At 55.5% G+C, this 11,212-nt stretch carries 10 protein-coding genes; 5 read left to right on the top strand and 5 right to left on the bottom strand.

Features of this window, described 5'->3' with window-relative positions; genetic code table 11:
* Nucleotides 1-290: 290 nt before the first annotated feature.
* The 3 genes from BM152_RS16780 to BM152_RS16770 are packed head-to-tail and all read right to left on the bottom strand — an operon-like array spanning nt 291 to nt 3,106.
* Nucleotides 291-599, bottom strand: a complete 309-nt coding sequence (locus BM152_RS16780; RefSeq protein WP_066608906.1) for an antibiotic biosynthesis monooxygenase — start codon at nt 597-599, stop codon at nt 291-293.
* 33 nt (nt 600-632) lie between these two features.
* Nucleotides 633-2,162, bottom strand: coding sequence for an autoinducer-2 kinase (gene lsrK / locus BM152_RS16775; protein WP_066608905.1), 1,530 nt, complete (start codon nt 2,160-2,162; stop codon nt 633-635).
* Between the two features lie 5 nt (nt 2,163-2,167).
* Nucleotides 2,168-3,106, bottom strand: a complete 939-nt coding sequence (locus BM152_RS16770) for a sugar-binding transcriptional regulator (protein WP_066608904.1) — start codon at nt 3,104-3,106, stop codon at nt 2,168-2,170.
* A gap of 239 nt (nt 3,107-3,345) precedes the next feature.
* On the opposite strand from BM152_RS16770, the gene lsrA reads away from it, so the two are divergent.
* From lsrA to BM152_RS16745, 5 genes are all read left to right on the top strand, one after another.
* Nucleotides 3,346-4,821, top strand: coding sequence for an autoinducer 2 ABC transporter ATP-binding protein LsrA (gene lsrA / locus BM152_RS16765; RefSeq protein ID WP_066608901.1), 1,476 nt, complete (start codon nt 3,346-3,348; stop codon nt 4,819-4,821).
* Complete coding sequence (locus tag BM152_RS16760) at nt 4,814-5,824, top strand: ABC transporter permease subunit (protein ID WP_066608899.1); 1,011 nt, start codon at nt 4,814-4,816, stop codon at nt 5,822-5,824. The genes lsrA and BM152_RS16760 overlap by 8 nt, the downstream gene beginning before the upstream one ends.
* On the top strand, nt 5,821-6,804 hold the full coding sequence (locus BM152_RS16755) for an ABC transporter permease subunit (RefSeq protein ID WP_066608897.1): 984 nt from the start codon (nt 5,821-5,823) through the stop codon (nt 6,802-6,804). Before BM152_RS16760 ends, BM152_RS16755 begins: the two co-directional genes overlap by 4 nt.
* Nucleotides 6,805-6,839: 35 nt before the next feature.
* Nucleotides 6,840-7,856 carry an autoinducer 2 ABC transporter substrate-binding protein LsrB gene (gene lsrB, locus BM152_RS16750; RefSeq protein WP_066608894.1) on the top strand — a complete coding sequence of 339 codons (1,017 nt, stop codon included), beginning with the start codon at nt 6,840-6,842 and terminating at the stop codon, nt 7,854-7,856.
* A gap of 65 nt (nt 7,857-7,921) precedes the next feature.
* Nucleotides 7,922-9,163 (top strand): class II aldolase/adducin family protein, encoded by a 1,242-nt coding sequence (locus BM152_RS16745; RefSeq protein WP_066608889.1) that lies wholly within the window; start codon nt 7,922-7,924, stop codon nt 9,161-9,163.
* Between the two features lie 225 nt (nt 9,164-9,388).
* On the opposite strand, the gene BM152_RS19335 is transcribed toward BM152_RS16745, so the two are convergent.
* Nucleotides 9,389-9,589 carry a hypothetical protein gene (locus tag BM152_RS19335; RefSeq protein ID WP_156444386.1) on the bottom strand — a complete coding sequence of 67 codons (201 nt, stop codon included), beginning with the start codon at nt 9,587-9,589 and terminating at the stop codon, nt 9,389-9,391.
* Nucleotides 9,590-9,760: 171 nt separating this feature from the next.
* Entirely contained in the window at nt 9,761-11,116 is a 1,356-nt protein-coding gene (locus BM152_RS16740; RefSeq protein ID WP_231730597.1) for a polysaccharide biosynthesis/export family protein, read from the bottom strand.
* Nucleotides 11,117-11,212 lie beyond the last annotated feature (96 nt).

Here is an 11,212-nt window from a genome sequence, read left to right as displayed (position 1 = left end):
GTGTCGCAGCGTGTCGCAGCGTGTCGCAGCGTGTCGCAGCGTGTCGCAGCGTGTCGCAGCGTGTCGCAGCGTGTCGCAGCGTGTCGCAGCGTGTCACAGCGTGTCAAGATGTTTCGGGTTTACACACCGCACATTTGTCAGGCGCATAAAAAGGCGCAGCGACCAGAGGATCAGACAATCTCCGCCCAAGCGTTCAACAACCCATACCATCGGAGCGTCTCTGCAGCTTTGGATGCCCTAAAGACACTGAATTTGCTGCCGCCAGACATAGTGCCTGATGCGTTAGCGACCTACGCGCCCACCGCATCCTGCACGAGCACAGGCGTAAAGTAGGTTTTTGAACGGCCGCCCAAAGTGATCGGGTCAATCATCTTCACACAAGTCTGGTAGTGATCTGTTTTGCGATGCTCGTCGAGCGCGGCCTCACTCTCGAAGATCTCGTATACAAAGAAATTATTGTCGTCTTCAGGATCATGCAGAAGGTCAAAACGAATATTGCCCGGTTCTTTGCGAGTACCCTCACAGTTGATTGTGAACGCCTCAAGAAAGGTGTCCCGCGTACCATCCTGAACCTTGATGTTAACGAGTTGAATAAGCATTTTTGAGCCTTTCGAAAAATGGTTTGTGGGCAATCAAGTGCCCGGAGCCTGCCACATTGATGTGGTAATGTTTGACGTGACCAAATCGCGCTGCACAGCGTATGCGCGCTCCCAACGTGCGCCAGCTTCGTCATAGAGCGGCTTGAATTGCGCATTCGGCGTGAACTCCGCCTCAAGCTCGGACCACGCCCTACCGCCTTCGGTGAGTGATGCAAACAAACCGGCGCCCGTTGCAGCCGCAATTGCACACCCCTGCGCAGTCGCCTCCTTAACCTTGGGCGTTATAACGGGAATACCCGTCACATCTGCGAGTATCTGTGACCAATGCGATGATTTTGACGCCCCTCCCGCAAAGACGATGCGATCTGGACAATTTCCAGACAGCTCGAAAACCGCCTGCAGATTGCGCTGCGCCACGATGGCGGCATTCTCCTGCAACGCACGAAAGATTGCTTCCGGCCCAGAGGTTTCGGGATTAATCGAGAGATTGAGCAAAGACGGGGCCGCATGGAACCACTCGCCATAGCGCATCACATCCGAGAATATCGGAATGATCCCATATGCTCCCGCAGGAACAGACTTTGAAGCTGCCTCCAGCTCGGTGTAGCTCTTACCTTGCCCGAACGCATCGCGAAACCAACGCATTACAGCGCCAGTGAAGAAACTGATTGCTTCAGCCTGATTGAGGCCCGGTACGACATGAGGATTTATCCGCAGATTCATGGTCGGATCACGCAAAGACAGTGGCACATTCACGACTTGCTGCCAGAAGGTACCCCCAAGAACGGCGCAATCCCCCTCATTCACAACACCGAGACCAAGCGCCCCGGTTTGGCAATCACCTCCGCCAGCGACAACCAATGTACCCGCAGCAAGACCTGTCATTTCGGCGGCTAGTGAATGAACATGACCAATAACCTCGCCCGTCGACACTGAGCGCGGCAAAAGATCTGCTGGCAACCCCGCAGTCTCAAGCGCAGCATCCAAGGGCGCGCGATCCGTCAACCCGATGAGCCCCGTCGTCCCCGCATTAGAAGGTTCCGAAGTTAACTCACCGGAAAGGCGATACAGCACCCAGTCTGACAGCATCGTCAACGAACGAGCACTGTCAAAGATTTGTGGCATATGCGTGCGCAACCAGATCAGCCGGGGCAACGCTCCAAGCGCATAGGTTTGACCGGAAAGAGCATAGATATCAGCTTCAAGTCCGGGGTGATCCGCCTTCAACCCACGCACTTCAGCATCAGCGCGCGCATCCACATTGGCGCACGCCCATATTTCCGCACCACTCGCATCATGCAACACGAAGGCTTCCCGCATAGCGGTTGCACTGACAGCTTTGATGTCTTTTGGATCAACGCCGGTTTTGGCAATCAACTCGCGACAGCATCGAGCGAGTATGTCCCAGTTTCCCTGAGTATCAAAATCCATTGAACCAGGATAGCGAGGATCGCTCTTATGCCACCACTCCTGCCCGACAGCGCCGACTTCTGCACCGGATTGGTCGAAAAGAACGGCTCGTCCAGAGCCGGTACCTGCGTCAAATGCGAGATAATATTGCATGACTTCTACCCCTCAACCGCGTCGAGCAAAGCCAATGCTGTTGGCTCGTCGGTCACTAAAATGTCTATGATTTCCCCACGCAAAGCAGAGAGGATTGGCCCCGTTTTGGTAGGGCCCCCTGCGGCAGCAATCACCTTTTCGGACTGACGAAGCTGCTCCAAATTCACACCGACCACACGATCATGCAAAGGCAGACTAATATCCTGACCGTTCCTATCATAGAAATGGCAGAGAATATCGCCGCGCGCGCCACTACGACGCAACGGATCAATTTCACTAGGGGCAAGATAGCCTTGCGTGACAACAGTCGCCGTTTCGCTCAACCCGCCAATGCCAACCAGTTTGTAATCGGCCTCCAAAGCTTTCGAGATCAGCGATGAAACCGAGGGTTCTTGCGTTAAGGCTTGCGCGAGTTCGGGAGTGGAAAGCACCAAAGGCGCTGGGATGATGTTAACATTGCGGTGCCAGTTGGCCTCCCGCATCCCCTCCACATAGGTTCTCACGCCACCCGTCAAAGAATAGAGCCCAATGCCGCGCTCCTGCGCTGTATAGCCAAGCATCCGGATCGAATGCGTGACCGTTTCCCCCCAACCAACCGACAGACTGTCGCCAGGCTGAAGCTTTTGCATCAGATATTGCGCGGCCGCTTGACCAACGCGCATGTTGATATCTTCCGAGGTGCTTTCAGGAATAACCCGGCAATCGCTCAATCCAAATTGCTGGCGCACACGCGCTTCAAGCTCAAGGCAGCCCTGTTGACGCGAGTTGATGCGAAGCTGAACAAGACCCGAAGTCCGCCCCGCTTCGAGCAATCGGGAGACTTTGATTCTAGGGATACTCAGCAGCTTTCCGACTTCACTCTGGGTCAAGCCATCGTTGTAGTAGAGCCAAGCGACACGGGCGAGCAGAGCTTCATCCCTATCAGCTTCGGTCATATCTGCCATGGTCCGTGCCCCTTCGCCCTTTTGTTCTGGGTATATTTATTTTTTGCAAATACATTTGATCAAGTCAATACGCCTATTTTAGCTGCAGTGCGGCATATTTTTAAGCTATTTATGTATTGACAGCTGCATATTATGCTGAGCAAATGTTTCACTAACAAACATCTGAACATAATGGTGGGCAAGCTGACTTTTTGCCCGACATGGTTGGATGGCGGTCTTGATGGCGTTGAGGAGGCGACATGAAACCTGCCCTAGCAGAGCTTATCTCTGTCTCAAAAAACTATGCCCATATTCCTGTCCTTAAGGGAGTGGATTTCTCAGTCTACGCAGGAGAAGTTCATGCGCTCTTGGGCGGGAACGGTGCCGGCAAATCAACATTGATGAAAATCCTCGCCGGATTGGTCACCCCCACGGGAGGTCAGGTGCGGATCGGCGGAAAGGCGTTGTCACCCGCGACACCTTCCCAAGCACAAGCCATGGGCCTCTACCTTGTGCCGCAAGAAGCACATATCTTCCCCAATCAATCTGTATTGGAAAATGTCTGCGTCGGCCTCCCACAAGCCGCCAGCGCCTACCGCAGCCGTGTGAAAGACCTGATTGCCCGCCTAGGCGTGACACTCGGGCTCGACACGAAAGCCGCGACCTTGGAAATCGCCGACCGGCAAATTGTCGAAATCCTGCGAGGCCTCATTCGTGATGCAAAAGTTCTGATCCTTGACGAGCCGACCTCAGCCCTCACCCCGCTGGAAGTGGAAACGCTCTTTACGCGCATGCGCGCGCTGCGAGAATCCGGACATGGCCTAGTGTTTATCTCACACAAATTACACGAGCTGCGCGCCGTCTCTGATCGAATTACAGTGCTGCGCGATGGTCATGTCGTTCATAGCGAAGCAATGGAGGACAGTACTGACGCAGAAATTCTCGCGGCCATGAGCCCCGGCGTCACTGCGTTGAGTGACCGCGTCGCAGGTAAGATAGCCTCAGAGGAAAAGGTCCTGTCCCTATCGCACCTAAGCGGCGAAGGCTTTGTCGATATCTCTCTTGATGTACATCGCGGCGAAGTATTGGGGCTGACAGGCGTTGTTGGCGCAGGTCGGACCGAATTGGCAGAAACCTTGATTGGGTTACGGCCGCGCGCGGGCGGCGACGTCATGCTTGAAGGCCGCCCCTTCCGGGCAGCCAAACCCAGCGACGCCGTAAAGCAAGGGGTCGTTCACCTTTCCGAGGACCGGCAGCAATACGGGTTATTTCTGGAAGCCCCGCTCTATTGGAACACCTCATCGTTTGTCTACGAGCAGCTACCGTTTTTCTTGCGCCCTGCACGCGAGCAAAAGCGGTTCGAGACTTACCGGAAAAGCCTCGGGATTAAATGTGCGAGTCCCGATCAACCTGTAGGGAGCCTCTCGGGCGGCAATCAACAAAAGGTACTTTTGTCAAAATGCCTCGCAGCAGAGCCGAAGCTGCTTATTCTCGATGAACCCACGCGCGGTGTCGATGTTGGTGCGCGAAATGATATTTACCGCATCATCGAAGACCTGGCCGCGACGGGCACCTCCGTCATTGTGATTTCATCCGACTTTGACGAAGTGGTGCGTCTATCCGACAGAATTGCCGTGATGGCAGGCGGACATCTCGCCGGAGAACTGCCCGCAGGAGCCTCCACAGATGCCATCGGGCAATTGGCCTTCGAATCCAAGGAGACCTTACATGCTTAATTGGATTGCCCGCGATCGTGTCGCGACGCTTTTGCTGGTCACTATTGCGGTCCTGTTGGCCGTCGGAGTTGCGGCCCCGGGATTTCTGGCGCCCAGCACTGCCTCCATGATTTGGTCTAACGGGCTCGTGCTTATGCTGATCGCGCTCGGCGTGTTCCCCGTGATCTTAACACGCAACATTGACGTTTCAGGCGGATCTGTTCTGGGGCTCTCCGCAGTCACGCTCGGACTGTCGCTCAATGCCGGTATTGCGATGCCGATTGCAATTGCAATGACGCTTGGTGCCGGGTTGGCCGCAGGCGCCGTGAACGGGGTCTTGGTCGCAGTACTCGGTGTGCCATCAATTGTCGCAACTTTGGGAACTTTGGGCCTATTCCGCGGCGTGATGCTCATCGCAACAGGCGGTGAATGGATCGAAGAGCTGCCTGAGACCCTCAAAGCGCTTGGCGCAAAATCACTGGGCGGACTGTCGGTGATGGGCATTTGCACAGGCTTGGTGATCATTGCGGTTTGGGCATTCTTACGATCTCGGCGTGGTCGCTGGGTGATGGTTGTAGGAGATAATCGCGCGGCGGCCCGTCATCTTGGCCTTCCCGTAAAACGTATCGAGTTCCTGGCCTTTGTTTGGGGCGGAGGAATGGCTGCTTTGGCTGGAGTTACCTTTGCAGCACAAATCGGTTTTGTTCCCAACCAAGCAGGCACAGGAATTGAACTCCGAGCGATTGCAGCGCTGGTTTTGGGTGGGATCAGCCTGTTGGGCGGCGTCGGTTCGGTCGCTGGCGTCGTGATCGGCGTGATCTTTTTCACCTCTATTGATACCGCGCTCGTGTTTCTCAAAATCCCGGCCTACTGGAACGATCTGATCGGGGGCGCAATGCTGCTGACGGTGCTGCTGATTGATGGGCGCCTACGCATTGCTCTGGAAGCGCGTGATCGCGCCGCCCGTTATCACCGCGGCGACGCCCAAGCGCCCCAACCCAAAAAGCTGGAGGATGCGGCATGAAAAAGCTCGTTATGCGCTGGGAAGTTCTGCTTCTCGCCCTTCTCGTCATAGAACTGATCGTCTTCGGTATGATTAACCCACGGTTCTTACGCACCAGTTCATTGCTCTATGGAACATCGGACTTTGTGCAAGTGGGCATCGTCGCAGTCCCGCTAACGCTCGTGATCATCGCTGGCGGAATTGATGTGAGCTTTGCGTCCACTGTCGGACTATGCGCCATCACTTTTGGTATTGCGAATTTCTTCGGATTGCCGCTGGCAGCCTCGCTGGCCGTAGGCTTTGGCACCGGCGCGCTGGCCGGCGTCCTGAACGCTACAATTATCCGGCTCACTCGCCTGCAACCACTGGTCGTCACACTGGGCTCGCTCTACCTGTTCTCCGGCGCGGCGACCGTTCTGTCTGGCGTTGTGGGCGCAAATGGGTACGAAGGGATCGGCGGCTTTCCCACGGCATTCACGAACCTTGGCTATGCACAAGTGTTTGGCGTGCCTATGCCTCTCTTTGTATTTCTATGCTTTTCCGCCGTGCTTTTGGTCTTGCTGCATATGACCCGCTTCGGTCGACTTGTGTTCCAGGTCGGTCAGAATGAAGAAGCCGCGCGCCACTCGGGCATGCCGGTTGCGCGCATCCAGATGTGGACATACGTGCTCACAGGACTGGCCGCCGCCCTCGCGGGGCTGTTGCTCTCTGCGTATTTCGGCTCGGCCCGCGTTGACCTGGGCGGCGCAACCCTGCTCCCCGCCATCACGGCAGCTGTTCTCGGCGGAGCATCTATTTATGGCGGCAAAGGATCTGTTCTCGGCACGATCATCGCCACTTTCGTCATCGGATATCTTCAACAGGGCCTGCAAATGAGCGGTGTCCCCAGTCAGATTTCCAGTGCGCTATCCGGGGCGTTGCTGGTGATTGTTGTGGCGTTCCGCCACGGCCTTGCGCTCCTGAGCGCTTTTGTCCCGGCGCGCTCAAGTCAGACCAACTGACCTGCGCAAAAGATTTTAATGGAGGAGGAAAAACTATGCGTAAATCGGTGAAACTTTTAGGAACACTCGCAGCCGGGCTCATGGCGGCCAATGTCGCCACAGCTCAGGACATTGCCTTCATCCCCAAACTCGTCGGGGTCGGCTTCTTCACCTCGGGCGGAAACGGGGCAATGGAAATGGGCAAAGAGCTTGGCGTCAATGTCACCTACGATGGCCCGACGGAGCCTAGCGTCTCCGCGCAAGTTCAGTTTGTGAACAACTTCGTCAATCAGGGCTATGGCGCTGTGGTTCTATCCTCGGTCTCTCCCGATGGTCTTTGCCCCGCGTTGAAACAAGCGATGGCGCGTGATGTTCTTGTGATGACATGGGACTCGGATGTCAGCCCGGAATGCCGTTCCTATTACATCAACCAGGGTACACCGGAACAACTTGGCGGGTTGCTCGTCGACATGGCCGAGGATGGGCTTGAAGGCAAAGACAATGCGAAAGTCGCATTCTTCTACTCCTCCCCGACTGTGACGGACCAGAATGCCTGGGCTGATGCCGCAAAAGCGAAAATTACAGCCGAGCATCCAGGCTGGGAAATCGTCACCACTCAATACGGTTACAACGACGCGCAGAAGTCTCTGCAAACAGCAGAGAGCATTCTGTCTGCCTATCCTGACCTTGATGCGATCATCGCACCGGATGCCAATGCGCTTCCAGCGTCCGCCCAAGCGGCCGAAAACCTTGATCGTGCGGGCGATGTGACCATCGTCGGCTTCTCCACCCCGAACGTTATGCGTCCCTATGTCAAACGCGGCACAATTGCACGCTTCGGCCTGTGGGACGTCACCCAACAAGGGGCGATTTCTGTCGCTGTCGCAGCACATGTTCTGGAGAACGGCCCGTTGAATGTTGGTGACAAAGTCGATGTCCCAGGCATCGGCGAAGTCGAAGTGTCTCCCAACTCGGTGCAAGGCTATGAATATGAAGCTGAAGGTAATGGCATTATCTTGCTGCCCGAGCGCACCGTATTCACCGCTGACAACATTGACAATTACGACTTCTAAGCCCTGAAAACACACTTCAGGCGGGGGCGTTCGCGCCCTCGCTCATTGACGGAAGGAACCCCCCCATGCTGTCCCGCTGGAATGACACCGAAGCACAGAGTTTTATTGAGGCTGCCGAGGCCAAGGGGCAACCCGCTGCGCTCGGTCTGCGCGTCTATACCTCCCGCCTGATTGGGCAGGAGCCCGATCTGGTCCTCCATGGCGGAGGCAATACATCGGTGAAGATCATGGACGCTGAAGGTGGTCCCCTGATCCATGTGAAAGGGTCCGGCTGGGATCTTGGAGACATTGAGGCTCCCGGCTTGCCTGCTATGCACTTGGAGCCGCTTTTGAAAACGCGCGACATTCCACATATGTCGGACGAAGATATGGTCGCGCTCTTGCGTGCGAACCTACTGGATCAGAGCGCACCAACCCCTTCGATTGAAGCGCTTTTGCATGCCTACATGCCCCACAACTTTGTCGACCACACCCATGCGACAGCCTCTCTCGCCTTGGCGGACCAAAGCGATATGGAACCCGTCATGCATGAGATTTACGGCAACCGTGTCGCCTTCGTACCTTATGTCATGCCCGGGTACAGCCTGAGCCATGCATGTAACGATGCGTTAAAGCAGAACCCTGATGTCGAGGGACTTTGGCTCGCACAGCACGGACTGTTTACATTCGCCGACACAGCGCGCGGCAGCTATGAGCTGATGATCGAATTCGTAACGATGGCAGAAGACTATCTCGCGGCGCACGGGGCGCGGGTACAGCCACCACAAACGAATGATCGTGATGCGCCCGAAGCCCTGACCGAAGCACTCCGTCAGGCGCTCGCTGCAGAAGGAAGCCTTGGCGAGGCCCCCTGTCTGGATTTCCGCTCGACCCCGTCCATACGGACCTATCTGGCGCGCGAAAACCTCGAGGACCTGGCGCAACGGGGTACAGCAACACCTGATCACGTGATCAGGATCAAACCGTTCAGCATGGTCCTGAATGCGGAAGATGGCGCAAAAGAGATTACCCGAGCACTTTCGGACTTTGCGGCGCGGTATAAAGCCTATTTCGATCGAAACGCCCCCCATGCATCAGAAGAGAAGATCATGCTCGATCCGCTACCACGTAGCGTTCTTGTACGCGGCGTAGGACTTTATGGCCTTGGTGCAAACGAGAAAGCCGCAAAAATCGCGGGAGATCTCATGGAGCAAACCACGCGCATTGTGAATGCAGCCGAAGACTACAAGCGGTTTACACCACTGGCTGAGGCCGATCTGTTTGATATGGAATATTGGTCTTTGGAACAGGCGAAATTGCGTAAGTGACGAAGCGCGTCACACGTTGTTCGCCGACAAGAAAAGAGGCACCCCACAAGGGTGCCTCGAATCACATCTTCAGAATTTTTCTGAGATAGACTTAGTTCGTAGACGTCGTGCTCGTGGTGCTCGTGGTGCTATCACCACCACTGCTCACAACAGCTGCGGTCGCCACGACCCCAGCCACACCAATACCGAGACCAGTCAAGCCAACAGTTCCGATAACAGGAAGCGTCAGACCGGCAGCCGCACCTGCAGCCCCAGCGGCGCCAACCGCTCCAGCCGCACCCGCACCACCTGCAGCACCACCTGCAGCAGCGGTAGTAGTCGCGGTGGTCGTTGTTGTCCCTGCTGCGCCAGCAGCACCACCAGTAGCTTGAGCGGATGCGCCAGTTGTCGCCAAGCCGAGGCTGGCAGAGAGAAGAATGAATGCAAATTTCGACATAGGGGACTCACAATCGTTAAGAGTGGGTCTCTCAAACAAGAGACATTGTTTCGGATTTAGAACCAGAATACGCGATTCACCGTGAAATTACACATGAAAATCTCGCAAAAATCCCAATTTTAACGGCATTGCGCAAAAATAGCGCAATGCCGTTGCTTTTCTTAATCGATTGCCGCCACCCCAGTGGTGATCAAGGACGGTGTGATTTGGTTGATCACACGGTTCCACTTGGTAATTGGCTGCTCGGCAACAAAAATGATATCATTCGGTCGCAGTTCGAAACGCGTCGCCAAAGCCAAGGCCGCAGCATTTCTTGTGTTCAACTGCCAGGCCGTGATTGCATCAAACTCCATCGGGTCATCAGAGCCACGCAGCACATAGATGTGACGAGGATCTGCAGTCTTTACAGCCAACCCTCCACCACCTTCATACAACGCGTCCGCCAAGCTAGCCTGCCGGCCAAGAGGCAGCGGGAAACGCCCCTGCTGCTTCACTTCTCCCGTGAGGTACGCATAATCTCTATCCACCGCATCCAACTGAATCTGCGACAGATAATTGTTGCGCGCTTCCTCCAGCTGGCCACGACGCAGATCAACTTCCGCTTGCAGCTGTGAAAGAGCTTCTGAACGGGCGCCTTGACGATACTCGGCAAGCTTGATCTGCTGCTCAAAATACGCAGACGCCTGATCCAGCTGATAAGTGTCGTCGACGAAAACACTATCCCCCGGCAACAGCGGAATTTTCTGAATACTGCTATTCGAGTACAGAGATTCAAGCGGCACTTGATAAATAGTCCCATCCCGATAGAGGCGCACAGAGGTATAATCCATATTCGCCGCCGTCGTGCCACCAGCTTGCGCCAAAGCCTCATCCAAATATAGAGGGGTGAGCGTCACTGGAATGACGCCCGGCTGAGAAACCGCACCGCCAATAGACACTTTCTTGGAGTTAAACTCGGAGACTTCCAAACTGAACGTTGGATCAATCTGCGCGGACACCAGGCTCTGAAAGAGAGTGGCCTCAGCTTCTTCCAGCGTTAGCCCTGCAATGGCCACACGTCCGACATCCGGAATGGCAATGCTACCGTCGTCTTGCACAGTATACCCTTGGCGGCTGTTTTGGGCCGCCAGCAAACCTGACAGCTCTTCAACCGACGATCCTGTGGGGGTCGCCAACAAGACAACGTCACCGACTCCAATCTTGTAAGGTTCTGGTGTCACAGTCGGCGGCAGACGCGTTTCCAAAGCATTGGGCCGGCTTTGCGCCGTATAAGCAGGCTCGGGGATCGCCCCGGCACCCCGCACCCCACCACCATAACCGGCAGTAGCTCTAAACGCGGCAGGAATGTCCTTGGGATCATAGTCTGACCGGTTAGCGACCAAAACCGATTGAGGTGTAACATCGACGACGCGCACTTTGGCCTCGTCGGTTGCACCTGAGACGACCTTTTGACTGTGATAAACGGCTCCACAACCCGTCAGGGTCAGGCTTGTGATCAGGGCAATGGCTATACGCAACGCAAACAGTCCTTTTTAAACACGAGGTTTATGTCGTCATAGCGAAGAATCGACTTCATCGCCATGCGCTTTTCCACCGAAGGGCCTCGGATCAGA

It is taken from the genome of Celeribacter halophilus (assembly GCF_900114135.1).
Taxonomy (GTDB): domain Bacteria; phylum Pseudomonadota; class Alphaproteobacteria; order Rhodobacterales; family Rhodobacteraceae; genus Celeribacter; species Celeribacter halophilus.
Note: the sequence above shows the minus strand (reverse complement) of the source record. Positions and strands in the feature narration are given on the sequence as shown.